Below are 26,296 nucleotides of genomic sequence, written 5' to 3' on the forward strand. Positions count from 1 at the left end.
CACATGAAACAATTTCAAACTAAAACTAACTTCCCTATATATGTTTTTTTATCATGAAATAATACGATCAATGTATATATTAATTATGTTTAATATCAACAATAAATAATTTTAATTTAAAAATAAATTATTTTGCGATTGTTTTTAAATCCAAATATCACATCATTCATTACTTATCCAAATATACTTGACTACTTATATTATAGAAAAATGGTAGATTAGGAACTCCAACCACATGGACAGGAAACAGAAAACAGAAGACGGAAGACAGTAAACAGAAGACAGCAAAATTATACGTCCAGACGCTCAAAGTGACTAAACGAATAACCGCATCCAGTCAGATGCGGTTGTGTTGTTGTATTATTGTATTGTTGTGTTATGCAAGGATGAAATCGGCCTCTGTCAGCGGCTCTCCAACGATCTTCACTCCAAAACCATCGTGGGATAATTCTCCCCCCATATTAATCACGAAATCATTTACCTTATTAACGCTATCATAGCTGATCACCGCTTCCCCAATAGCGCCCGTGAATTCTTCGACAAACTTAATAGTGCCTTTTCCTGCTTCACCCAGATCGAACAATGACACATCAATCTTGTCTTCACCGGAAACAAAGTCATGAATCCAATCACGCTCAAGAAAAGGTGATTCCTTGGCGTTCAGGTAAACAAATGTATCTTTGCCTTCTCCACCCCAAAGATTATCTGCTCCCAGTCCACCGTAGATAATGTCATCACCAGCACCACCCTTTAAAGTATTGGCGGAGTCATTCCCTATCAGAATGTCATTACCACTGCCGCCAATCGCATTTTCAATCGTGACGCCACGGGCAATAGAGATGTTTCCTTTCAGGCCGCCAACATCCGAGAAAGAAGCTTCATTCAAGTTAATACGTTGATCTTGAGTAAAACCAGAGAAATCAAAGGTATCATTCCCACCCGCATCCCAAGCAGTGAATACGAGTTTGCTCTTGGCATCTTTTGCCGTAAAGAAATCGCGATCTGTGTTGGAATTAAAACCATATACAGTGTCATCGGTACGGGTAGTATTATTCGCGCCATACAACGACTGAATGGCTGAAATATCGTTAAGTAATGGCGCAGAAGAATCAATACCTTTAAAGTCCTGCCCGGTATTTTTTTCACTGAAATAACCCATGACGGTATAAGCACCGCTATCTTCAAAATAGGTAGCTTTGTTCTTATAAGTCGGTATTACATCATCAGACGCATCATAATCAGCCGGATGATCCAGCCCCAATGTATGGCCGATCTCATGGGTAAATGTATGGCGACCATAACCATTCAATTCAATATCATTTTTTAAGAAAGTACGGCTTGCCGCATTATACCAAGTTCCGACTTGTTTCAAACCTGGATTCGGCATCTCAGCAAACGCATAATCCCCTGTTAAACTAAAATCAAAGAAACCAAAAGTGATATTCGCCTTACTCGCATCAGAGGTTTCCGTGAATTTAATATTCGCGACATCAGTCCAAGATTGAATTGACAGTTTTGCAGCGGCTTTTTGCTCTTCATTAAATGCTGAAAATCCATAAATACTCCACGGCATGTCATCCGGTTCACTCTCCAGGAAATTATACGTTAATTGGAAAGTTTCAGATTTGTCATTACTCTGATGCCCCCAACGGTAATCACTTCGGATTAACTCTTTCGCCGCATCTTTACTAGGCTCATGCCCAACGACAATATTAGGATCTTTGCCTGGAATATAAGCCTGTAGCCAGGTCAATACCTCATTTGCCTTTGCTGAACCACTAACTTCTTCCAAATATGAAATTTTCCTCTTTAAAGACATATAGTTCTCCATAAGTTCAAAACTTAGATATAAAACCCTGTTTATTTAATTAAACACCTGTCAATAAAACCTAGAAGTGATGAGCTATCCCGGCTACGCAATTTAAAATCCCTGCCCATAAAAGTAACACTAAAGTTAATTACGTAAAAAACAATTAACATATTTTTTTAATATAAACGTGATAAAAATAGCATAAAACAAATAAATAATTGTTTTATATAACATAGCTATTTAAGGCAAAAAATATTGCTAATTTTTTATCAGCATTTTATTTTAAAATTATTTCTCATTTAATTATCAATATAGTAAACTTAAAAAACCTTATAAAACCACTATTAATAATTTTATAAAGCAACTATTTAAACAGGCCATAAAAATAAAGAAAATTCGTATTAACCGGTAACGAATATTTTATCTATTCTGTAAGTTTTTTCTGAGAGAATTAAATTAGATTTATTGTAAAATATAAATACCAATCAACAATAGTTTTATTTATTTAAAAGACAAGAGGTTAATATATAATGGAATCACTAAGTTATTTACAGACCATTAGGGTTTTAGTTTCTTCAATTAATAATTTTTTTCTGACATTTAATTTTATTATTATTTTCTTTATAAAGAAGAATAAATATACTTATTATACATATGAAATAAAACCAGATTATAATTATCTCTTTCTGATTTCTAGTTTATTTCATCTATTCTAGTTAAAAATAAGACTCATACATCAATTATTAAAATTAAGTTATTTAAAAAATATAGCAGCCAAGACTCCCTATTTCTGTGAATTGTTCAATTTAAATCACGAATTCATCAAGGTCTGAGTCCTGTATTTTACTGGGCTCAGACGCTTTAATTTTTACTTGATCCGGTAATGGTTGTGGTAATAAACAGGAGATTTCAATTCTACCGACAACTATAGTATCACCCGTTAAATAGTCACTTATTCATCACCGGAATACTTCCACGTAGCCAACTGCCTAATTTACGCTGGTAAAATGGTTGCGTATGTTGAATCAAATAATGGCTAATACCACCCTCTTTTTCATCAACTAAACAGAAGTCAATCGGCTCCTCTTCGGAGGTGTATTCACAAGCAATAGTGCCTGCTTCGTGGATTAATTGATCAATTTCGTCTGCCACGCCACTTATTTCCAGTCCAATTAATAAATTGGGGTTTTCATCCACATTTTTATCATGCGCTTGAATGATAAAAGCACGGCGAACAGGTTTACGTTGGCTAAATAAACTGACCAAAGCTTCAATGAGCTGCGAAGGATATTCTTCCGGTTGGCTAAGTGTTATTTTACTACCACTTGGAACATCAACCTCAACCGAAATTAATTCACTTAATGAACCCATAAAAATCTCCAATCAGTTTTTTAGATAAAATAAATTTATTTCGCCTTCGCCAACAGCAAATTAGCAATCGAACGAACCCCATAACCTGTTGCGCCAGCAGACCAATGTTCTACCGCAGATTTACGATAAGTTGCCGAGCAATCAATGTGAATCCAACCTTTTTGGTATTCTTCCACAAAGTGAGACAGGAAAGCTGCCGCGGTACTGGCACCCGCAGTATGCGATGACCCAGCAATGTTATTCAAGTCAGCAAAATTCGATGGCAGTTGGCTACGATGGAATTCAGCTAGCGGCAGGCGCCAGAACAGTTCATTCTCGGATGCAGCCGCAGCCAATAGATCAGCCGCCAGTTTGTCATCGAAGCTGAATATAGAGTGGTAGTCATTCCCCACCGCCGTTTTCGCCGCACCAGTCAAGGTTGCCGCATCAATGATTAATTTCGCTTTCTCTCTGCTGGCGTCAATTAGACCATCAGCCAAAACCAGACGACCTTCCGCATCCGTATTCATCACTTCAACAGATTTGCCATTACGGTAATGAATAACATCACCCAGTTTAAAGGCGTTACCACTGACCATGTTATCCGCTATGCAGAGGAACAATTTAATTCGATGTTTCAAGCCACGACTGATTGCCAGCGCCAATGCGCCTGCCAGGGTTGCGGCTCCACCCATATCCGATTTCATGGAATCCATAAAGGAAGATTGTTTCAGGCTGTAGCCGCCAGTATCAAATGTGATGCCTTTCCCTACCAGACAGGCAAACACCGGCGCTTGCGGGTCGTTAGTTGGGTTGTAATCCAACGCCAACAGAATCGGATCACGAGAAGAGCCACGGCCAACGGTGTGAATGCCAGCATAACCCTGTTCACGTAAATCTTCGCCTTTAATAATACGATAACTTACTGACTCACCAGCCATACCACACATCAGGTCAATCGCCCGCTTCGCCAATTGTTCCGGCCCAAGCTCTTCCGCTGACATATTGATGGTGTCACGCACCCAATCAATAATTTTAATTCTGCTTTCCAATTCCTGTTTTTCAGCCGCAGGCAATTGAGGCCATTCAATCGAACGATTACCTTTTGGCGCCCGGAATCCTTGCCAGAAAGCCCAACTTTTCTCTAAATCCCAACCTTCGCCAACCAGAGCCACATGACGAATTCCCTGCCCGTCAATTTTACGCCCGGCACGTTGCACTGCCCCTAATTTACCTTTACCAACCAGATGAATCATTACCCCTTGATCACTGGAACTAATCAGCGCTTTTTCACCCCAGCAAGCTGCTGCTGGTTCATAAGACAGTGTTATCGGCATGATTTGTTTATTCATTCTTTTTTCACCTCTTATTATTACCACTCAATGGCAGTGAGGAGCTTATTCAAGCTTCTACCGATATAATTCTTCGTCTGCCAGAGATTCATCCTATAAAAAAACCGGCCAGAGCCAGTTTTTCATTGAAGTTCAGCCTACATCAAAATTATGACGGATAAATAACAAATTAATGCGATTTGCTATTCAAACTCATCCAACCAAACAAGTAGGATCGCCTCCAAAATCTTTTCATTGGATTTTTCAGGCGCATCATCAAAATCCTCCAGTTCACAAATCCACTGGTGCATATCAGTAAAGCGAACCGTTTTTGGATCTACCTCAGGAAATTTGTCATATAGCGCTTCACCAATTTCACGGCTATTGGACCATTTCAGGCTCATTTATTTTTCTCCTGCCAATCAGTGCTCACGGGCATGGTTAATGGTGTATTTGGGAATTTCTACCACTAAATCTTCATCGGAAACTCTAGCCTGACAACTTAGACGACTTTCCGGTTCCAGCCCCCAAGCTTTATCCAGCATGTCATCTTCCAGTTCAGAACTCTCTTCCAGTGAATCGAAACCTTCACGAACGATACAATGGCAAGTTGTGCAAGCACAGGATTTTTCACAAGCATGTTCAATTTCAATCCCATTGCGCAATGCAACATTCAGAATGGATTCCCCTTCTTTGGCTTCCAGAACCGCGCCATCAGGGCAAAGATCGTTATGAGGTAAAAAGACAATTTTCGGCATAATTAAATCTCGTCCACAGAATGGCCCGCCAACGCCCGGCGAATAGATGAATCCATCCGACGCGCAGCGAATTCCTGCGTTTGCTTATCCAGTTGTTTAATCGCGTTTTCAATAATTTCAGGATCGTTGCCCTGAACGCTTGTTATAAGTATTTCCACGGCCGCATCAATTGCCGCCTGTTCTTGTTCATTCAGTAGATCAGCGTCTTTTTCTAACGCACTGGTGACACTTTCCAGTACTCGCGCCGCCTCAACTTTTTGTTCTGCCAATTTACGCGCACTGAGATCTTCCTGAGCATTCGCCATAGAATCTTTTATCATGCGAGCAATCTCTCCATCAGATAAGCCGTAGGAAGGCTTCACCTGAATAGAAGCTTCGACGCCAGTGGATTTCTCCAACGCACTGACACTCAACAAGCCATCAGCATCGACCTGGAAAGTAACCCGGATATGGGCCCCACCAGCGGGTAATGGCGGAATACCACGTAGGGTAAAACGGGCCAGTGAACGGCAATCACTTACCAATTCTCTTTCCCCTTGCACGACATGAATACTCATTGCACTCTGGCCGTCTTTGAAAGTGGTGAACTCTTGCGCTTTGGCAACCGGAATGGTTGTGTTACGTGGGATAATTTTTTCAACCAAGCCTCCCATCGTTTCCAGCCCAAGTGAAAGCGGAATCACATCCAGCAACAGCATGTCGCTATCTGGCTTGTTACCCACCAGAATATCCGCCTGAATCGAAGCCCCCACCGCAACCACTTTATCAGGATCAATGGAAGTCAGCGGTTCGCGGCCAAAAAACTCGCCAACCCTATGACGAACCAGCGGTACTCGGGTAGAACCACCCACCATAACCACCTGTAACACTTCATCCGCAGAGACTTCTGCATCTTTCAATGCCCGGCGACTTGCCAGTAAAGTCCGTTTTATCAATGGTGTTATCAGGGCTTCAAATTCGCCACGGGTGATTTTACCCTGCCAACCGGCAATGTTTATCTCTGCAATATCAGCATCACTCAAGGCGATTTTTACCTGAGTAGCCGTATCCAATAGCCGGCGTTGCAGACTATGGTCATCTCGATTACCAATCCCTGCCTGTTCACGTATCCAATCAGCCAGTATCAAATCGAAATCATCACCGCCCAGCGCGGTGTCGCCACCAGTCGCCAGCACTTCAAAGACACCACGGCTTAGCCGAAGAATAGAAACGTCAAATGTACCGCCGCCTAAGTCATAAACCGCAATCACACCTTCTTGACCGGAGTCCAGTCCGTAGGCAATCGCAGCGGCAGTCGGTTCATTAAGCAAGCGCAGAACGTGCAATCCGGCTAAACGCGCCGCATCTTTTGTTCCCTGACGCTGTGCATCATCAAAGTAGGCAGGAACCGTGATCACAACACCGTCAAGCTTACCATCCAGTGTTTCTTCTGCACGCTGCGCCAGCGATTTAAGAATCTCAGAAGAAACCTGAATAGGATCGACCAAACCCACTACGGTGTTGATTAACGGCAACCCGTTTTCACTCGCTTGAAATTGATAAGGAAGATTTGGATAACGTTGCTGAATGTCAGCCAGAGAGCGCCCCATCATACGTTTTACTGAACTGATGGTATTAGCGGGATCATGTACCGCCTGTCGACGGGCCTGCCAGCCAATTTCAAGCCCCTTTTCATGGTAGCGAACAACTGAGGGAAGCAGGTAACGATTTTCACTATCCATCAATGTTTCCGCTTGCCCACTGCGAACAGTGGCAACTAATGAATGTGTCGTACCTAAATCAATACCGGCAGCTAAACGACGTTGATGTGGTACAGCGGATAACCCCGGCTCGCTAATTTGTAATAAAGCCATATACGCTTTCCTTAAAAGTCGTCCAGTAAACGTTCTTCCAGTTGCTCAACCTGCTGTTGCAATTTATCCAGAAAACGCAATTTACGCACCGTATCGGCTGCTTGTTCCCACTGCTGTTCATCCAATTGCCGCACCATTTGCTGACTGCGGGTTTTAGTCATCCCACTCAGACGAGCGGCAAAATCCGCCAATGCCGCTTCTGGATTAGCTTTGCTGGCAATAGATTCCAACTCTTCCCGCAACATGAGCTGTTCCATCAGGAAAGCGTTGTCACTCATGGTGTGCTGTTCATTGGCTAAATCAAAACCATGCAGAGAGAGCATATATTCAGCGCGTTTCAGTGGATGTTTGAGCGTTTGATAACCGTCATTGATAGTCGCGGCTTGCTGCAACGCCAGCGTTTTTTCACGCTCTGGCTGACTAGCAAAGCGATCTGGATGAAACTGACGTTGCAATTCTTGATAACAGCTTGCCAGTTGTTCACGATCAACAGCATAACGAGCCGGCAGCCCAAATAAAGTGAAATAGTCCATAATCTAAACTTACTCTGGATTTGGCCGAAAAACGGAATTAAACGTTAAAACTCTCTCCACAACCACATTCACTGGAAACATTTGGGTTGTTGAATTTAAAGCCTTCGTTAAGGCCCTCTTTAACAAAATCCAGCTCTGTACCGTCGAGATAGACCATGCTCTTGCCATCTACGATAACTTTGACACCCTTATCTTCAAACACTGTGTCGTCTTCGTTAATCATATCGGCAAATTCAAGCAGGTAAGCCATACCTGAACAGCCTGATGTTCTGACGCCCAGACGCAAACCAACACCTTTTCCACGGTTACTCAGGAATGACGAAACGCGTTGTGCAGCACTTTCTGTAAGGGAAATTGACATACAACAACCTCACTTATTAAAACCAGCAAAGGCGGATACCGGATGGTATGTAGCAGCCAGTATCCACCAAATTTCTTCTTATTATTAAGGGCCGTTATCTGCCCTGACGTTTACTTTTGTAATCCGCAATTGCTGCTTTAATCGCATCTTCTGCCAGAATGGAACAGTGGATTTTCACCGGCGGCAGTTCTAATTCATCTGCGATTTCAGTATTTTTAATCGCTTCTGCCTGTTCCAGAGATTTGCCCTTCATCCATTCAGTCACTAAAGAGCTGGAAGCAATCGCAGAACCGCAACCGTAAGTTTTGAAACGCGCATCTTCAATAATGCCTTCATCATTGACTTTGATTTGCAGTTTCATCACGTCGCCACACGCAGGGGCGCCGACCATGCCGCTGCCAACCGTTGGATCTTCATTATCGAAAGAGCCGACATTACGTGGATTTTCATAGTGATCAATTACTTTTTCGCTGTAAGCCATGTTGTTACTCCTGAAACCGTCTGATTAATGATGAGACCATTCGATACTGTTTAGATCCACACCTTGTTTAAACATTTCCCACAGTGGAGAAAGTTCACGCAGGCGGCCAATAGATTTGTGAATCAGTTCAATGGCGTAGTCGATCTCTTCTTCTGTCGTAAAACGCCCTAAAGAGAAACGGATAGAGCTGTGAGCCAGTTCGTCATTCATCCCCAACGCACGCAGTACGTAGGAGGGCTCCAGGCTGGCAGAAGTACATGCAGAACCCGAAGAAACCGCCAGATCTTTTAATGACATCATCAGTGATTCACCTTCAACATAGTTGAAGCTGACATTCAGAATATGCGGCGCGCCGTGTTCCAAATCTCCGTTAAGGAAGACCTCTTCGATATCTTTGATACCGTGCCACAGACGCAACCGTAGGCCACGCAGACGCTGAGATTCACTCTCCATTTCCTGCTTGGCAATACGATAAGCTTCACCCATACCCACAATCTGATGAACAGGCAAAGTACCAGAGCGCATACCACGTTCATGGCCGCCGCCATGTTGCTGTGCTTCAATACGAATACGTGGTTTACGGCGAACGTACAGTGCGCCAATTCCCATCGGCCCGTAAATTTTATGGGCGGAGAAAGACATCAAATCGACTTTCAGTTTGGTTAAGTCAATTGGCAGTTTGCCTACGCTCTGAGTGGCATCAACATGGAAAATGATACCGCGGCTGCGACACATTTCACCGATGGCGGCAATATCCTGCACCACGCCAATTTCATTGTTAACATGCATGATAGAAATCAGAATGGTGTCATCACGCACTGCGGCTTCCAGATCGTTTAAATCAATCAACCCGTTGCTCTGAGGCGCCAAATAAGTGACTTCAAACCCTTCACGTTCCAATTGACGGCAAGTATCCAGAACCGCTTTATGTTCGGTTTTGCTGGTGATGATGTGCTTGCCCTTTTTCTGGTAAAAATTAGCCGCGCCTTTGATGGCAAGATTGTCAGACTCCGTTGCGCCAGAAGTAAAAACAATTTCTCGCGGGTCCGCACCCACCAAATCAGCAATCTGATTACGGGCAATATCAACCGCTTCTTCAGCCTGCCAGCCAAAACGGTGTGAACGAGAAGCGGGATTACCAAATATCCCGTCCCTGGTCAGATAGTTCATCATTTTTTCAGCAACACGCGGATCAACCGGCGTCGTTGCTGAGTAGTCTAAATAAATTGGTAATTTCATTGCTCACATGCTCCCTACTTCTAATACTTCAATTCATCACAAGCTCTGCTTATGGGCGCAGATTGACATTAATTGTTTCTTGTGGTCTACCGTTAGGTGCACGGCGTTTATCGTTATCCTGGCGACCAGCAACGTCCAATACTTCTTGGTTATTGACTAATTCTTCTAAACTGATACTGCTCAGGAAACCGGTAATACGATCACTTAAATCTCGCCACAAAGCATGAGTCAGGCAACGGTCACCGCCCTGACACCCTTCTCTACCCTGACAACGGGTAGCATCTACCGATTCATCAACTGCGAAAATCACTTCGGCAACAACAATTTCACTGGCATCTTTGCCCAATAAGTAACCACCACCCGGACCACGGACACTTGAAACCAGACCATTTTTGCGCAAGCGAGAAAATAACTGTTCAAGATAGGAGAGGGAAATACCCTGACGTTCAGAAATGTCGGCCAGTGGTACCGGGCCTTCTTGTGAGTGCAACGCCACATCAAGCATGGCAGTTACTGCATAACGCCCTTTAGATGTCAATCTCATAAATGAATTACCCCGTGGTGAAATATGAGCGAAATTGTGTCATTCCTGAGTATTTTAGTCAACTATTTAACCTAGTAATTTACTCAACTATTTCTTCGCCCATTTTTCAACGGAGGACAAGATACCACGCAGAATATTCAGTTCCTGCATCTCAGGCCGGGCACGGGTAAAAAGCCGCCTTAATCTATTCATTATCTGGCCGGGATGCGCTTTTCTAATAAAACCGGAATCATTTAATACACGTTCAAGATGATGATAAAAGCGTTCCATATCATCAGCTAATGGATATTCCACTTCATCGGTTTTTTGCTCATTTTTATCCTGACGCGCTAAATAAGCCATACGGATTTCATAACTGACAAGCTGAACCGCCATCGCCAGATTTAACGAACCGTAATCCGGATTAGTTGGGATATTCAGATGATAATGGCACTTCTGTAATTCTTCATTGGTCAACCCTACCCGCTCACGGCCAAAAACAATGGCAACCGACGCGTGTTCAGCCTCTTGAACACTGCGTTCACCACATTCACGAGGTTCAACCATCGGCCATGATAACGTTCTTGAACGGGCGCTGGTGCCAATCACCAATCCACAACCGGCCAGCGCTTTATCCAAACTATCGACCATCGTCGCATTACCAATAACATCGCTGGCGCCAGCAGAAAGCGCAATCGCGTGAGAATCTGGCTGAACCAGTGGATTAACCAAATAAAGATTAGTTAATCCCATTGTTTTCATTGCCCGGGCGGTTGACCCCATATTCCCGGTGTGGGAAGTTTCAACCAGGATAATGCGGATATTTTCTAACATGGCAACTTCTGAATAGTCTGGATGGTTATAAGAACCAAATATCTTAACACAACATTAGTATTTTTCCGAATTACTGCTATACTATGCGCCGATTAATTACCCGTTCTTTAACATCCTGGTGGAAGATATCCCATGCATCCGATGCTGACCATCGCCATACGCGCTGCGCGTAAAGCTGGCAACCTAATTGCTAAAAACTATGAAACTCCCGATGCGGTTGAAGCTAGCCAAAAAGGCAGTAACGACTTTGTTACCAATGTTGACAAAGCCGCAGAAGCGCTCATTATCGACGTTATTCGCAAATCTTATCCCAAACACTCGATTATTACCGAAGAGAGTGGCGAACTGCCAGGCGAAGAGGCTGATATTCAATGGGTAATCGATCCACTGGATGGCACGACCAATTTTATCAAACGCCTCCCTCACTTCGCCGTTTCTATTGCGGTACGCATTAAAGGCCGTACTGAAGTTGCGGTTGTTTATGACCCAATGCGTAATGAGCTTTTCACCGCAACCCGCGGTCAAGGGGCACAGTTGAATGGCTACCGTCTGCGTGGCACCAATGCCCGCGATCTGGATGGCACTATTCTGGCAACAGGTTTCCCATTCAAAGCAAAACATCATTCCACTGTTTTTATTAATACTTTGGGTAAATTATTTGTTCGTTGTGCTGATTTCCGTCGTACAGGCTCCGCTGCTCTGGACCTGGCTTATGTTGCGGCTGGTCGGGTAGATGGTTACTTTGAAATTGGCCTAAAACCGTGGGATTTTATGGGCGGCGAGCTGTTAGTTCGTGAATCTGGCGGTATCGTAACTGATTTCGTTGGCGGTCATAATTACATTCATTCCGGCAACCTTGTCGCAGGTAATCCACGCGTTGTTAAAGACATTCTGGCCGAAATGCGTGATGAATTATCAGAAGCATTGAAACGTTAATTCAAGTGAATTCTAAATAGAATTGCAAGACGGTATTTTAGGTAGACCGCAAAAAATGCGGTCTACTCTGCGATTGATTTAACTAGCAATAAAGACCGTTGTTACTCCGCTAACCAATAAACAGCTTCATAAGGCTGTAGCTGCATATTTTCTACAGGTAACTGGTTTTCAGGATAGTTCCCCATCAATTTCACCCATGAACAGTGGGATAAAGAAGCATCCAACGACCACTCTTGCACTTCTGCGCTGAGGTTAGCAATAACCAGCAACGTTTGGTTTTCCCAACGGCGAACATAACACCATAGCCAAGGGTGAGACGGCAACAAATCTTCATAGCTGCCATAAGTCAATACCGGATACGTTTTACGCAGTTTTATCAAGCGGGCATAACAATGGAAAACTGAATCCTCATCCTGGATGGCATTTTCAGCGTTCACAGCTTGGTAATCACTATTCAACGCTATCCACGGCTTCCCTTGAGTAAACCCGGCATTGGCCGTCGCATCCCATTGCATCGGCGTTCGCCCATTATCACGAGATTTCTTCGCTAAGACCGATAAGATTTGCTGTTTATCACTGCCCTGCTCAATCTTCTCTTGATAAATATTTAAACTTTCTATATCCCGATACTCTTCAATATGCGAAAAATGAGGGTTAGTCATTCCCAGTTCTTCCCCTTGATAGATATAAGGGGTTCCCTGCATGCCATGCAGTACCATTGCCAACATTTTGGCGGACGGCACCCGCCAAACACCTTCACCGCCAAAGCGTGAAACAATACGCGGCTGATCGTGATTACACCAGAAAAGCGCATTCCATGCCCGTTCGTGCATGCCTTGCTGCCACTTGGCAAAAATTTTCTTCAATTCAATAAAATCAGGCGGCGCCGCAACCCATTTTTCACCATTAGGGTAATCGACTTTTAAGTGATGGAAAGCAAAAACCATCGACAACTCTTCACCATCCAGTGAAGAGTAGCGTTGACAATGTTCCAGTGAGGTAGAAGACATCTCCCCGACCGTCATCACTCCGGCTGGCTGGAATACTTCTCTGTTCATTTCTTGCAGAAATTCATGAATACGCGGGCCATCAGTGTAGAACTGACGCCCATCTCCCTGAGTTGATTCAGGGAAGTCTTGCTGCTTAGAAACCAAGTTAATGACATCCAGACGGAAACCATCAACACCAAGGCCAGCCCAGAATTCGCAAATCTTTTTCAGTTCAGCCCGTACAGGTTCATGCTCCCAGTTTAGATCGGCCTGCTCAACAGCAAACAAGTGCAAATAATACTGTTGGCTTGCTTCATGCCACGCCCAAGCATTGCCGCCAAATTTTGACGCCCAATTATTGGGCGGCGTCCCAGGTTCCCCATCCCGCCAAATGTAATATTGCCGATAAGGGCTATCAATATCCTGTGCTTGTTTAAACCAAGGGTGTTGAGTCGATGTATGGTTGAAAACAATATCTACGATGACACGGATATCACGTTGATGCGCCTCATCAACCAAACGCTTAAAATCATCCATTGAGCCGTAAGCCAGATCAATCGCACAATAATCAGCGACATCATAGCCGTTATCTACCTGTGGCGAGCGGTAAAAAGGCGTCACCCAAATAGCGTCCACGCCCAATTTCTTCAAATAATCAAGCCGGTAAGTAATGCCGTTAAGATCGCCCGTTCCGCTACCCGTAGTATCCTGGAAACTCTTAGGATATATCTGATAGATGACGCCTTGTAACCACCACGGAATGATTTTGTCCATCAAAAACACCTTATCAATATATTTCCTGAATTGAATAACCACATGGTTATACCCGTCATCTTTCAAGTTGCCTCTTTGTTGGCTGCACTCACTCACCCCGGTCACATAGTTCTCTATGCTCCCGGGGATTCGCTCCCTTGCCGTCGCGATCCATCTTGAAATCCATAGGGTATATTTTTATATCTGTTATTTGTGAAGATTTAACCGCATTATTCAACAGCTAACATACCGGTCATATTCTTCTTCCGATACACAACGGTAGTGAGAATCAACGGAACAATAATGGCGACAAGCATAGCTAATGCGTAAATTAGCCAAAATTGCGGTTTGATCGAAAGAATACCTGGCAAGCCACCCACACCAATACCGTTTGCCAATACACCACCCAACCCACAAATCAACCCGGCTAAACTAGAACCAATCATGGCACAGAGCATAGGAAATCGATATTTGATATTAATACCGTACATTGCCGGCTCAGTGACGCCCAAATAGGCGGAAATAGCCGCAGGTACGGATACTTCACGTTCATTACGCTTTTTACTGATTAAAATAATACCAACAACTGCGGAGCCCTGAGCAATATTGGATAATGCAATAATAGGCCATATCGGTGTTCCTCCTATACTCTGCACCATCTGCATATCTATGGCTAATGTGGTTTGATGGATACCTGTAATCACCAACGGCGCGTAAAAGAATCCAAATAAAGCTGCACCAATAGGCGCAAAACTTCCCGTCATCAATGCCTTAACAACCCAAGCAACTCCATCACCCATTAACCGACCAAATGGCCCAATAAGGCTATGTGCTAAAAAAGTCGCCAATATTAACGAAACTACCGGAACAATGACTAAATAGAGATAACTAGGAACCACCCGTTTTAACTGAACTTCAATCCACCCCAAAGTAACGCCCGCCAAAAGTGACGGAATAACCTGCGCCTGATAACCCACTTTTCCAATCGTGAACAGGCCAAAATTCCATATATCAGGGATTTGTTGCCCTAAATGATAAGCATTCATTAATTGCGGCGAGACCAGTGTTACTCCCAATATAATGCCTAATATTGGTGTTCCACCCATCATCCTAACCGCCGACCAACAAATACCCACTGGCAGATAGAAGAATATCGCCTCTCCTAACAGCCACAGAAAATCATATATTGTTTTCCAAATAGGATATGTTTGAGCTAAAGTTTTACCTTCACTAAAAGGAATATCACCAATAATGTTACGGAAACCTAGAATGAGTCCGCCACTAATTAATGCTGGTAAGAGAGGAAAAAATATCTCCGCAAACTTAGAAATGAAGCGCTCTTGCCATTTCATATTTTTCTTCTCAACCTGTTGTTTATCTTTTTTGTTCAATTCAGATTGACCAAGATAACTATTTAAAACCTTATAATAATCGCCAACATTAGTGCCTATCACTACCTGGAATTGCCCTGCATTGGTAAAACAGCCCTTAACCATCGGTAAATTCTTTATCTCATCCGGCTTGGCTTTAACTGGTTCAACTAATACAAACCTCAATCGGGTAATACAATGACTTACACTGGCTATATTTTCACAACCACCGATTAATGTAATTAGTTTTTCTATATCTTTAGAATTTATTTTGTTTTTCATAACAGCCAGTCATCATAAGTGAATATCAATTACTAATTAGCATGCTTAGTAAACTAATTTCATCCTAATATCATTTGGTTATGCTTGTCATGGGAACGTTCCCAAAAATGGGTTGAAGATCACATTGAAACGGCAATATTTCTTATTTTTAAGCCAACTTACTCGGAATGATTACTTGTTTTTTAGGGTATTGCCGGTTTATCTGAGCAATTAATTGACCAGCCGCATATTTACCTGCCTCACTATAACCCAGATCAATAGAAAGCGTGTTAGGGTATAAAAAGTTCAACAAAGGTGTATTACCAATGCTACCTATTTGTATATCTTCCCGATTATTTTGCTGCAAATATTTATATGCACCTAAAGCCAAACTATCGGTTGCACAGATTAAAGCTGTTGTCTTCTCTCTCAATACCTTATTAACATACTGAAACCCACTCTGATAGCTTAAATCACATTGGACGGAAAGCGAACGCAACCCCTTCTGTTGACAATAATTCAGATAAGATTGATGGCGAAGAAAACCTGTCGTGGTATCACAATCATCTACGCCGAGAAAACTGATATTTCTGTGCCCCCGCCGATAGAATTCATTCATCAATAAACGCACAGCACCGATATCGTCATAACATACAGAAGAAAAACCCGTATATTCGCGGGCAAATACCACTATTTTGTCACGCCAAGGGCAGAGGAGCTCTTCTGACAATCCAGTGAAACCGAATAAAATAATGCCATCCGCATGACGCAATGCCAATTGACGTAGATGTTCCTGTAAAAGCTGTAGATCAAAATTACTTTCCATAATAATCGGATCGTAACCACGCTGGTAAAACAGAGGTAACATGGTACTTATCGATAAATTCTCTGAAAAAGATCCCAGACGCGACACAATTAAAGCAATGATTTTGTCACTTTTCACTCTCATCGCTCTTGCTGATTTAGATGGAACAAAATTATTTTGTTGGATAATCGCCTCAACTCTTTCACGTACTTGTGGACTTACACTATTTTCATTGTTTAATACCCGCGAAACTGTTGATTTGCCGACATTAGCCAAACGAGCGATATCTTTTATTGTTAATTTATTCGACATGATATCTCATAAAAACATTATTAAGAGGCAGTTAGTGTCTTGCAAAAATATTGCAAGACACTAAATTTATATTGTTAATAATTATAAGCTTTAACCTGCGGCCGCAGAAAGATAGCAGGAAAAGCAATTAAAGCCATCATCCAGAAAATCCCACCGTGCAGATAATCATACATAAATCCGGCAATTACCGTCATGACAGCGATACCGCCTCCCATTGCCAACGCGGAATAAGCCGCTTGCAAACGCACAATTTCCCCTTCTTTTCTCGCACTGATAAAACGCATCGCCGCCAAATGGCAGACAGTGAATGTGCCACAATGCAAGATTTGAATAATAATCAACACCGGTAATGCAATGAATGTTCCCATTAATCCCCAGCGAATGACACCACATATACCAGAAAGCAACAGAAGATTACGGGCACTCCAGCGCCGAAATAATTTATTACTCAGAGTAAAAATAATCACTTCAGCCACTACGCCCAATGACCAGAGATAACCGACTACCGAGGCAGAATAACCCGCATTTTTCCAGTAAATTGCACTGAAGCTGTAATATCCCGCGTGGGCGCCCTGTAATAAAGCCACACATAATAGGAACCTACGTACTGATTTTTCAGATAACAACTGTTTAAATGACACAACATCCACTTTGGCAGATTTAGTTTCCCCAACCGGCATGATAGAGGGCCTAAGTAATGTCACCAATAAGGTAGAGAAGACGCTAAACAATATCGTGATGAGGATGGCATGATGTCCCCAGACAGAAATTAATTCCCCGGTTAATGCTGAACTGATAATAAAGGCAATTGAACCCCAAACCCGTATTTTGCCGTAATCAAAAGGAAATTGTTTTTGCCATGTTCCTGCCAGCGCATCACTCAATGGCATCATCGGCGCAAAAAATAGGTTGAAGCCAACCATGACAAACAGGAGCCATGCCCAATGATTTCCTAATGTAAAGCCAATAATGAAAATAAAAGTTATCAATGCCGATATACGCAGCGCAAAAATAAGTTTTGCGGGATCTTTAACTGTAGGCGCGATCAATAAACTGCCCAAAAAACGGGAAATCAAGCCTACACCTAATATAACCCCTATCATATCGTACTCTATACCTTCACCCTGGAGCCAGGTTGCCCAGAAAGGTAAAAATATCCCGTAAGAAAAGAAATATGTGAAGTAATCTAACGCCAGCCAGCGCGTCGATCGAATAACCATTAATCCCCCTGGTAAAAAATGCAAAAAACCCACCCCTAACTAACTTAGTTAGCTCAAGAAACTAGATATTGAGAGTTATCTTGAAGTGGATATTCCCCAAGGGGAAAATCCACGCATTACGCCTCAAATATCTCACTTAAGCAAACAATGTTAGCCGGAGCAGGTTTTGTAATGATTTATTGAAATTTTAATTTATGCGTAAACCGGATATTTCGCGCAAATAGCCAGAACTTTCTGCTTAGTTGCTTCAATGGTCGCTTCATCATTGATGTTGTCCAATACATCACACATCCAGCCAGCCAATTCACGCGCTTCTGTTTGTTTAAAACCACGACGAGTAATCGCAGGCGTACCAATACGCACACCAGAAGTCACAAATGGACTCTTCGGATCATTAGGCACGCTATTTTTGTTTACCGTGATATTTGCACGGCCCAACGCAGCATCGGCATCTTTACCCGTGATCTCTTTATCAACCAGATCCAGCAGGAACAAGTGGTTTTCTGTACCGCCAGAAACCACTTTGTAACCACGTGCCAAAAACACTTCAACCATAGCTTTTGCGTTATCTGCAACCTGATGTTGATACGCTTTGAACTCTGGTTCCATTGCCTCTTTCAATGCCACCGCTTTACCTGCAATAACATGCATCAGAGGCCCACCCTGACAACCAGGGAATACAGAAGAGTTCAGTTTTTTATATAACTCTTCATCGCCACCTTTCGCCAGGATCAAACCACCACGTGGACCAGCCAGTGTTTTATGCGTCGTGGTAGTGACGATATGAGCATGAGGAACCGGGTTAGGATATACTCCTGCGGCGATTAGGCCAGCAACATGCGCCATATCAACGAACAGATAAGCACCAATGCTGTCTGCAATTTCACGCATCTTTGCCCAGTCAACCACACCGGAGTAAGCGGAGAAACCACCGATAATCATTTTTGGCTGATGTTTTTGAGCTTGTACCGCGATATCGTCATAATCGATTTTACCGCTCTCATCGATGCCATAAGGCACAACGTTATATAACTTACCAGAGAAGTTAACCGGAGAGCCGTGAGTCAAATGACCGCCATGTGCTAAATTCATCCCCAAAACCGTATCGCCCGGTTGCAGCAAAGCCATATAAACTGCCGCGTTCGCTTGAGAACCAGAGTGTGGCTGAACGTTGGCATAATCAGCACCAAACAGCGCCTTAGCGCGATCGATAGCTAATTGTTCAACAACATCTACATATTCACAGCCGCCGTAGTAGCGTTTACCCGGATAACCTTCAGCATATTTGTTAGTGAGTTGAGAGCCCTGTGCCTGCATAACTCTTGGGCTGGTATAGTTTTCAGAAGCAATTAACTCGATATGCTCTTCCTGACGAACAACTTCCTGCTCCATCGCCTGCCATAGTTCGGGATCATAACTAGCAATATTCATTTCACGCTTTAACATTGGGTTCTCCTGACTCAGCTAACTTCTCTTCAAACAACACCCTAAAGGGCCGAATGGCACACAGTGTAAACCCTTTTCACCGAATGAGATAGTCTTGACAAAATATTTTACGCAAACGATTGCATAGCCTGTCACAAGCAAGATATCTGTTTTAAATAGAAGAATGAAAATTACGCTGCATTTTTCCTATTTTGTCAGAATTTATGACCTAAAGTAGTCCTTTCCTTAGTGCAAATATCTTTTACGAATATTTTTTTCACCATAAAGACCACATTCTATATTTACAAAATCCCCAAAAGGGTATAAGTTGCATTTAAAATACATGTTATAACTTTCATTATCACTTGAAAGAAATTCAGGAGTTTCACCATGCTGGATAGCCAAACTATTGCAACTGTCAAATCAACTATTCCATTACTTTCTGCTACCGGACCAAGACTGACAGCCCACTTCTATGAGCGGATGTTTAAACATAATCCTGAGTTAAAAAACATTTTTAATATGAGCCATCAACTTAATGGCGATCAGCGTGAAGCCCTGTTCAATGCGATCTGTGCCTACGCAGCCAACATTGATAACTTAGAGGTACTACTACCGGCAGTGGAAAAAATCGCGCATAAACACGCTAGTCTGAATATTCAACCAAAGCATTATCAGATTGTCGGTACTCACCTGTTGGCAACGTTGGATGAAATGTTCCAGCCGGGAAATGAAATTCTGAACGCCTGGGGGAAAGCTTATGGCGTGCTGGCTGATGTTTTTATCAATCGTGAAGAGCAAATCTATCATAGCGGTGAATCAACAGATGGCGGCTGGCGTGGTTTGCGTCCATTCCGTATCAGCCGGAAAGAGGTAAAAAGTGAAGTGATTTGCAGCTTTGAATTTGTGCCTCAAGATGGCGGGAAAGTGATGGATTACAAACCTGGCCAGTATCTGAGTATTTATCTGGCAGATGATAGTTTTGACAACCGAGAAATTCGCCAGTATTCACTGACGGCAGCACCGAATGGTTCCAGCTATCGGATTGCAATCAAACGTGAGCCACAAGGAATCGTTTCCAACCATATGCACGATAAGATGCAAGAAGGCGATACCGTCTGGCTGGCCGCCCCACGCGGTGATTTTTTCCTTGATATTAAACCAGAAACACCGGTTACTTTAATTTCTGCGGGCGTTGGCCTGACACCCATGATGAGTATGTTGCATCACCTCCACCAACAAAATCACAACAGCCAGATTAATTGGTTACATGCGGCTGAACACGGCGGCCATCACGCATTTAGCAATGAAGTCGCAACAATGGCGCAGGCGATGCCAAATTTTGCTAGCACAATTTGGTACCGTGAACCAAGGGATGAAGATCAACAAGGTATTCATTATCAACACAAAGGTTTTATGGATCTGACGGTTCTGAATGAAGAGTTGAAAACAGAAGGAATGCACTTCTATTTCTGTGGTCCTGTCCCCTTTATGCAATATGTAGCGAAGCAGTTATTGGATATAGGAATTGATAAACAATTTATTCACTATGAATGTTTTGGCCCACATAAAGTGATTTAAATTTTCAGCTTAATATTACGGTGATAATAGCCAATAAAGTGAACTGAACATAAACTATCTTTAATTTATAGGCTCTGATATTCAATATTCATGTATATTGAATATACTTAATGTGACTGAAAAACCAATTCATCACTATCTTAGAGACTTTATAGAGTTTGTTTATCATGGAGCCCGCCTTATCGGACGTCAGCTCCATTGATTTCAAGAGTCATGGGTAAATTTAGCGCCTATCCCAATAGGCGTAATTGTTGCAGACCGTTCTTATAAATGAACAGTGAACAATACCCTGTGAAGATAGCTGGGCTATGAGTTTTCTTCTGAGTGATCTTCCAGACATTGCACAAAACCAAAACGTTTGGTCGGGACATTAGCCATGAATGATTTTCCGGCGATGATTTCAAAATGGTGTTTTCTGTCGTCCCGGTTTCTGACGTATCCATTTCACTGAGCTTGGCATTTTTATCTACCCTTGTTATAGCGCTGAATCATACTATCTATGCAATGCTTTTATCCGTTTTTTTACTCGGCTGTGGTATGGGTTTTTGGGATTGTATTGCTGTAACTTACAGACAGAAATTAATACCGGAGGGTATATTTTCGAGGACTAATGCTGTTTACAGACTTTTCTCTTGGGGTGCGTTATGCTTGGGAGGTCTTATGGGAGGCGCTATTTATCAAGTGATTGGCTACGGTTATCTCTTCTATATAACATTAGCATTTACGCTTTTTCTTACAATTTCTTTCTACTTCATACCATTGAAGGATGATTTTTGATGAAATTACCAACGTCACTTCTGCCATTCAAAATCAGCAGAATACATACTGAACTAGGTGTATTCAAAGCTAACGGGTATAACTCGTCAACTCCCACGGATGAGATGACCATAATTCTCTCAACGGTTTTTATACTGTCCACTGATGGCTGGGAAGAACTTACTATAGCCCAATCTAATAGTAATCTATTGGAACAATTAACCCCTTATTTAAAACATCATTTAATGTCGAAGCATAAAACGCAATCATAGTGAGAGCATGAATGGAGAATGTAATACGTGAGGATGATTCGCTTCGCTCACCCTACGGGCCGCACTAAAAGTGCGTTCAAAAGCTCATGCTTTTGTCTGATCACTACCTAGGTTCGCTCTTTATGGCAAAGAAGGGCAAATAAAATAGTCCTATTGGAATAGGCCGTTACTCTGACTGGCAATCAAGTTTACCTCACAGGCTGTTTGCATTCCTTCAAGCGCAATAGGTTTTCCTTTATATTTTAGAGAGCTAGCACCCTGAATAATAGGAAAAATACCTTTGCATTGAGGGCACTCCACCAAATCTTCTTTACCTGCTATAGGAATGCCATTGTGAGTATATTCATCAATAGCGGTAATCACCTTACCGCCATGATCTGTCGTATCACCCAGCAGAATAACCGCCTTTGACATTAAAGTTCTCCATCGTTTTCCGATTGGTAAATAACATCACCTTTCATTAAATTTCTGTAATTAATGGCAGTAATCCCAGGTTCACCAACTGTATTTCAACATCATTGGATTTATCAATATCATCCTGATTTCTTCCATCAAAAATGCCTTTTTTGGTAATAATCAGAGTGCCTACCTGTTCATTATTTTGATACACAGGGAGCACATCTTCCGCCATAGGCAAATAGGATTTATCAATAATACGAGGCTGGTAAAGCATCCAGCCAACACTTAAGCGATCAGGGAAAACCTGTTTATTCCGTAATGTATATTCGTTGGTTTCGACCTGAATATAAGGGAAGTCACGACTGGTGACTAGATATTTAACTAAATCAATTAATTGGGAAATACCAAGCTGACTACTGTCAATTTTCAAATTGAGTTCTAACCTAACCCAGTTAGGACCTTTTGTTGACAATTTATTATAACTAACACTACTAGATAACTCATCCTTTTCACCATCCCATATACCTTCAATAAGTGAAGGAAAGTCTTTTTTATAAGATTTTTCAAAATAACTTACTGCTTCGTCTGTAGGCCCTTGTTCATCAAACACAATATGTTTTAATGCCTCTTTTCGGGAATATCCTTTTAAAAACCATGTTTTTTTCTTCCCGAAAAATATATCGATTTGCTGTGTGATATGAAACAAATCCATCAATGCCGTATTAGCAGTAATAGTTTTTTGCTGTTCATAACGTACATTTATTTCTATACGAACTATTGTCATGTTGACCTCAGATTAAAATAAACTGTCGTAGGGGGTATAATGAACTCTGATATTTTTATACTCGCTAAACTGTACCTTAAAATAAGCATAACTGATTGGTTGTAAAAAATGCCATTCTACATAAGGTGTGCCTTCTAGAACATCACAGACTTTTTGATGCCTTTCAGCCTGTTTTTTGCCTGATTCATCACCTTTCCACCAACTTTTGGGTTTCCCCTCACTATTAAAAAACTGGTCATACCGCGCTTTGGCTTCCAGAAATAAGCAATACGCTGGTCGCCAACCATCAAACGTCACTTTCAGACATTGAAATTCCTGGATCATTTGTGTGAGCGGGTTATATTTAGTTTTCGCAATAAATCGCTGATAGTTAATCGTGATAGCGCTCCAGCGACTCACCTTGCGATATTTTTCACTTGTCACCGGAATAGCAAGGCAAGCCTCGCACGCTTTTTTAGTTTCCGTTTTTTCACATTCTTCCGTTTCAGACTGGGCTTTAGTCTGAACCGCACTGGCATCAACAGATTCATCCCCTAAATCATCGTCCTCCCAAAAATCCGCATGGACTTCGGCACTCCAGACGATATTTCGATCTTCATCCGTGATTTCAGGGCTTATCACAAAATCCGTTTTCTTATGGTGAATGTCGTCATCCTCTATAATGGATTTATCTTTACTGGCTTCCATCAACCCAACCGCAATTAATACTCCGGCACAGGCGCTGGCGACATATTCAGCCGCACCCACTGCGACCGGAGATAATAAGGGTATTGGCATATTAACGTCTCCTATTTATCTTATTTTTTGCAATAATAGGAACACCATTGTGAGTATATTCATCAATAGCGGTAATAATCTTACCGCCATGATCTGTCATATCACCCAGCAGAATAACCGCCTTTGACATTAAAGTTCTCCATCGTTTTCCGATTGGTAAATAACATCACATCTCATTAAACCTCGGTAATTAACGGCAGTAATCCCAGATTTACCAACTGAATTTCAATATCATTGGATTTATCAATATCCTCCTGATTTCTTCCATCAAAAATCCCTTTTTTGGTAATAATCAGAGTGCCGACCTGTTCATTATTTTGATACACAGGGAGCATATCTTCCGCCATAGGCAGGTAAGACTTATCAATAATGCGGGGTTGGTAAAGCATCCAGCCAACACTTAAGCGATCAGGGAAAACTTGTTTACCTTTTAAGGTATAGCCGTTGGTTTCTACTTGAATATAAGGAAAATCACGACTGGTCGCTAAATATTTAACTAAATCAATCAATCGGGATACATTCAGTTGGCTGCTATCAATTTTTAAATTGAATTCTAGCCAAACCCAGTTTGGACCTCTTGTAGACAGTTTATTATAACTAATACTATTGGCTATCTCATCCCGCTCACCATCCCACATATCTTCAATAAGTGAAGGAAAATCTTTTTTATAAGATTTGTCAAAATAGCTCACTGTCTTTTCTGTTGGCCCTTGTTTATCAAACACAATGTGTTTTAGGGCCTCTTTTCGTGAATAACCAGTTAAATACCATGTCTTTTCCTGTCTGAAAAAGATATCGATTTGCCGTGTAATATGAAATAAATCCATTAATGCTGTATCTACAGTAATGGTTTCCTGTTGTTCATAATACACATTGATTTTTATACGGATTATTGTCATTTGAACCTCGAATTAAATTCTCGCCATTAAATCGGCACAGGGAGTATAGTGGACACTGATATTTTTAAATTGACTAAATATTCCCTTAAAATAAGCATAACTGATTGGTTGTAAAAAATGCCATTCCACATGCGGAGTCCCCTCTAGTACATCACAAACAGTTTGATGCCTTTCCGCCTGTTTTTTACCTGATTTACTCCCTTTCCACCAAATTTTGGGTTCACCTTCAGTATCAAAAAACTGGTCATACCGCGCCTTAGCCTCCAGAAACAGGCAATATGCTGGCCGCCAGCCATCAAACGTCACTTTCAGGCATTGAAATTCCTGGATCATTTGTGTGAGCGGGTTATATTTAGTTTTCGCAATAAATCGCTGATAGTTAATCGTGATAGTGCTCCAGCGACTCACCTTGCGATATTTTTCACTTGTCACCGGAATAGCAAGGCAAGCCTTGCACGCTTTTTTAGTTTCCGTTTTTTCACACTCTTCCGTTTCAGACTGGGCTTTAGTCTGAACCGCACTGGTATCAACGGATTCATCCCCTAAATCATCGTCCTCCCAAAAATCCGCATGGGTTTCGGCACTCCAGACGATATTTCGATCTTCATCTGTGATTTCAGGGCTTATCACAAAATCCGTTTTCTTATGGTGAATGTCATCATCCTCTATAACGGATTTATCCTTACCGGCTTCCATCAACCCAACCGCAATTAATACCCCGGCACAGGAGCTGGCGACATATTCAGCCGCACCCACTGCGACCGGATCTAATAAGGGTATTGGCATATTAACGTCTCCTGTTTATCTTATTTTTTGCAATAATAGGAACACCATTGTGAGTATATTTATCAATAGCGGTAATAATCTTACCGCCATGATCTGTCATATCACCCAGCAGAATAACCGCCTTTGACATTAAAGTTCTCCATCGTTTTTCAATTGGAAATAACATCATCCCTCATTAAACTTCGGTAATTAATGGCAGTAATCCCAGATTCACCAACTGTATTTCAACATCATTGGATTTATCAATATCCTCCTGATTTCTTCCATCAAAAATCCCTTTTTTGGTAATAATCAGAGTGCCGACCTGTTCATTATTTTGATACACAGGGAGCATATCTTCCGCCATAGGCAGGTAAGACTTATCAATAATGCGGGGTTGGTAAAGCATCCAGCCAACACTTAAGCGATCAGGGAAAACTTGTTTACCTTTTAAGGTATAGCCGTTGGTTTCTACTTGAATATAAGGAAAATCACGACTGGTCGCTAAATATTTAACTAAATCAATCAATCGGGATACATTCAGTTGGCTGCTATCAATTTTTAAATTGAATTCTAGCCAAACCCAGTTTGGACCTCTTGTAGACAGTTTATTATAACTAATACTATTGGCTATCTCATCCCGCTCACCATCCCACATATCTTCAATAAGTGAAGGAAAATCTTTTTTATAAGATTTGTCAAAATAGCTCACTGTCTTTTCTGTTGGCCCTTGTTTATCAAACACAATGTGTTTTAGGGCCTCTTTTCGTGAATAACCAGTTAAATACCATGTCTTTTCCTGTCTGAAAAAGATATCGATTTGCCGTGTAATATGAAATAAATCCATTAATGCTGTATCTACAGTAATGGTTTCCTGTTGTTCATAATACACATTGATTTTTATACGGATTATTGTCAT

Annotated in this window: 25 protein-coding genes and 3 pseudogenes; 2 read left to right on the forward strand and 26 right to left on the reverse strand. The window is 42.0% G+C overall.

The annotated features are described in order from the left end of the window. Window positions 1-376: 376 nt before the first annotated feature. From prtA to trmJ, 12 genes and pseudogenes are all read right to left on the reverse strand, one after another. A complete protein-coding gene (gene prtA / locus B0X70_RS16705; RefSeq protein ID WP_036812469.1) occupies window positions 377-1,819 on the reverse strand; it encodes a serralysin in 1,443 nt (480 codons plus the stop codon). A gap of 939 nt (window positions 1,820-2,758) precedes the next feature. Next, window positions 2,759-3,151 (reverse strand): annotated as a pseudogene (locus tag B0X70_RS16710) (enhanced serine sensitivity protein SseB C-terminal domain-containing protein); the annotation flags it as partial. 65 nt (window positions 3,152-3,216) lie between these two features. After that, complete coding sequence (pepB, locus tag B0X70_RS16715; RefSeq protein ID WP_036812473.1) at window positions 3,217-4,512, reverse strand: aminopeptidase PepB; 1,296 nt, start codon at window positions 4,510-4,512, stop codon at window positions 3,217-3,219. A 182-nt stretch (window positions 4,513-4,694) separates the two neighbouring features. Beyond that, on the reverse strand, window positions 4,695-4,895 hold the full coding sequence (gene iscX / locus B0X70_RS16720; protein WP_036812475.1) for a Fe-S cluster assembly protein IscX: 201 nt from the start codon (window positions 4,893-4,895) through the stop codon (window positions 4,695-4,697). Between the two features lie 18 nt (window positions 4,896-4,913). Continuing rightward, on the reverse strand, window positions 4,914-5,249 hold the full coding sequence (gene fdx, locus B0X70_RS16725; protein ID WP_036779209.1) for an ISC system 2Fe-2S type ferredoxin: 336 nt from the start codon (window positions 5,247-5,249) through the stop codon (window positions 4,914-4,916). Window positions 5,250-5,251: 2 nt separating this feature from the next. Beyond that, complete coding sequence (gene hscA, locus B0X70_RS16730; RefSeq protein WP_217469884.1) at window positions 5,252-7,102, reverse strand: Fe-S protein assembly chaperone HscA; 1,851 nt, start codon at window positions 7,100-7,102, stop codon at window positions 5,252-5,254. 11 nt (window positions 7,103-7,113) lie between these two features. Beyond that, the gene (hscB, locus tag B0X70_RS16735) at window positions 7,114-7,635 is read right to left on the reverse strand and encodes a co-chaperone HscB (RefSeq protein ID WP_217469885.1); all 522 of its coding nucleotides are present in this window, start codon (window positions 7,633-7,635) and stop codon (window positions 7,114-7,116) included. A gap of 37 nt (window positions 7,636-7,672) precedes the next feature. After that, window positions 7,673-7,996: an iron-sulfur cluster assembly protein IscA gene (gene iscA / locus B0X70_RS16740; protein ID WP_036779216.1), complete on the reverse strand. Its 324-nt coding sequence runs from the start codon at window positions 7,994-7,996 to the stop codon at window positions 7,673-7,675. A 94-nt stretch (window positions 7,997-8,090) separates the two neighbouring features. Beyond that, window positions 8,091-8,477 (reverse strand): Fe-S cluster assembly scaffold IscU, encoded by a 387-nt coding sequence (gene iscU / locus B0X70_RS16745; protein WP_036812482.1) that lies wholly within the window; start codon window positions 8,475-8,477, stop codon window positions 8,091-8,093. A 24-nt stretch (window positions 8,478-8,501) separates the two neighbouring features. Beyond that, window positions 8,502-9,716, reverse strand: coding sequence for an IscS subfamily cysteine desulfurase (locus B0X70_RS16750; RefSeq protein WP_214069106.1), 1,215 nt, complete (start codon window positions 9,714-9,716; stop codon window positions 8,502-8,504). Between the two features lie 49 nt (window positions 9,717-9,765). After that, a complete protein-coding gene (gene iscR / locus B0X70_RS16755) occupies window positions 9,766-10,260 on the reverse strand; it encodes a Fe-S cluster assembly transcriptional regulator IscR (protein ID WP_217469886.1) in 495 nt (164 codons plus the stop codon). A gap of 87 nt (window positions 10,261-10,347) precedes the next feature. Continuing rightward, window positions 10,348-11,073, reverse strand: coding sequence for a tRNA (cytosine(32)/uridine(32)-2'-O)-methyltransferase TrmJ (trmJ, locus tag B0X70_RS16760; RefSeq protein ID WP_046395937.1), 726 nt, complete (start codon window positions 11,071-11,073; stop codon window positions 10,348-10,350). A gap of 132 nt (window positions 11,074-11,205) precedes the next feature. Here trmJ and suhB point away from each other — a divergent pair, with 132 nt between their 5' ends. Beyond that, window positions 11,206-12,009 (forward strand): inositol-1-monophosphatase, encoded by an 804-nt coding sequence (suhB, locus tag B0X70_RS16765; protein WP_217469887.1) that lies wholly within the window; start codon window positions 11,206-11,208, stop codon window positions 12,007-12,009. A 101-nt stretch (window positions 12,010-12,110) separates the two neighbouring features. Here suhB and treC read toward each other — a convergent pair whose 3' ends face one another. From treC to glyA, 5 genes are all read right to left on the reverse strand, one after another. After that, window positions 12,111-13,772 carry an alpha,alpha-phosphotrehalase gene (gene treC, locus B0X70_RS16770; RefSeq protein WP_217469888.1) on the reverse strand — a complete coding sequence of 554 codons (1,662 nt, stop codon included), beginning with the start codon at window positions 13,770-13,772 and terminating at the stop codon, window positions 12,111-12,113. Window positions 13,773-13,981: 209 nt separating this feature from the next. Further along, window positions 13,982-15,403 (reverse strand): PTS trehalose transporter subunit IIBC, encoded by a 1,422-nt coding sequence (treB, locus tag B0X70_RS16775; protein ID WP_036812492.1) that lies wholly within the window; start codon window positions 15,401-15,403, stop codon window positions 13,982-13,984. Between the two features lie 148 nt (window positions 15,404-15,551). After that, complete coding sequence (gene treR, locus B0X70_RS16780; protein ID WP_105399116.1) at window positions 15,552-16,499, reverse strand: trehalose operon repressor TreR; 948 nt, start codon at window positions 16,497-16,499, stop codon at window positions 15,552-15,554. 74 nt (window positions 16,500-16,573) lie between these two features. Then, a complete protein-coding gene (locus B0X70_RS16785; protein ID WP_217469889.1) occupies window positions 16,574-17,719 on the reverse strand; it encodes a 3-phenylpropionate MFS transporter in 1,146 nt (381 codons plus the stop codon). 192 nt (window positions 17,720-17,911) lie between these two features. Next, window positions 17,912-19,165, reverse strand: a complete 1,254-nt coding sequence (gene glyA, locus B0X70_RS16790) for a serine hydroxymethyltransferase (RefSeq protein WP_217469890.1) — start codon at window positions 19,163-19,165, stop codon at window positions 17,912-17,914. A gap of 366 nt (window positions 19,166-19,531) precedes the next feature. Between glyA and hmpA the strand changes: the two are divergent. Next, window positions 19,532-20,725 (forward strand): annotated as a pseudogene (gene hmpA, locus B0X70_RS16795) (NO-inducible flavohemoprotein); the annotation flags it as partial. Window positions 20,726-21,008: 283 nt separating this feature from the next. On the opposite strand, the pseudogene B0X70_RS16800 reads toward hmpA, so the two are convergent. The 9 genes and pseudogenes from B0X70_RS16800 to B0X70_RS16830 all read right to left on the reverse strand — a co-directional run. Further along, a pseudogene (locus tag B0X70_RS16800) lies at window positions 21,009-21,166 on the reverse strand (ISKra4 family transposase); the annotation flags it as partial. A gap of 737 nt (window positions 21,167-21,903) precedes the next feature. After that, a complete protein-coding gene (locus tag B0X70_RS16805) occupies window positions 21,904-22,167 on the reverse strand; it encodes a PAAR domain-containing protein (protein WP_217469892.1) in 264 nt (87 codons plus the stop codon). A 46-nt stretch (window positions 22,168-22,213) separates the two neighbouring features. Beyond that, a complete protein-coding gene (locus B0X70_RS16810) occupies window positions 22,214-22,936 on the reverse strand; it encodes an Imm52 family immunity protein (RefSeq protein WP_217469893.1) in 723 nt (240 codons plus the stop codon). A 12-nt stretch (window positions 22,937-22,948) separates the two neighbouring features. Next, window positions 22,949-23,713, reverse strand: a complete 765-nt coding sequence (locus tag B0X70_RS16815) for a restriction endonuclease fold toxin 5 domain-containing protein (RefSeq protein WP_217469894.1) — start codon at window positions 23,711-23,713, stop codon at window positions 22,949-22,951. A 1-nt stretch (window position 23,714) separates the two neighbouring features. Next, the gene (locus tag B0X70_RS25595; protein ID WP_256448127.1) at window positions 23,715-23,843 is read right to left on the reverse strand and encodes a PAAR domain-containing protein; all 129 of its coding nucleotides are present in this window, start codon (window positions 23,841-23,843) and stop codon (window positions 23,715-23,717) included. Window positions 23,844-23,889: 46 nt separating this feature from the next. After that, window positions 23,890-24,612, reverse strand: a complete 723-nt coding sequence (locus B0X70_RS16820; protein ID WP_217469895.1) for an Imm52 family immunity protein — start codon at window positions 24,610-24,612, stop codon at window positions 23,890-23,892. Window positions 24,613-24,624: 12 nt separating this feature from the next. Then, window positions 24,625-25,398 carry a restriction endonuclease fold toxin 5 domain-containing protein gene (locus B0X70_RS16825; protein WP_217469896.1) on the reverse strand — a complete coding sequence of 258 codons (774 nt, stop codon included), beginning with the start codon at window positions 25,396-25,398 and terminating at the stop codon, window positions 24,625-24,627. 1 nt (window position 25,399) lies between these two features. Then, a complete protein-coding gene (locus tag B0X70_RS25600; protein WP_256448129.1) occupies window positions 25,400-25,528 on the reverse strand; it encodes a PAAR domain-containing protein in 129 nt (42 codons plus the stop codon). Between the two features lie 45 nt (window positions 25,529-25,573). Next, window positions 25,574-26,296 carry an Imm52 family immunity protein gene (locus tag B0X70_RS16830; RefSeq protein ID WP_105395685.1) on the reverse strand — a complete coding sequence of 241 codons (723 nt, stop codon included), beginning with the start codon at window positions 26,294-26,296 and terminating at the stop codon, window positions 25,574-25,576.

The organism is Photorhabdus akhurstii, from assembly GCF_019090985.1.
Lineage (GTDB): Bacteria > Pseudomonadota > Gammaproteobacteria > Enterobacterales > Enterobacteriaceae > Photorhabdus > Photorhabdus akhurstii.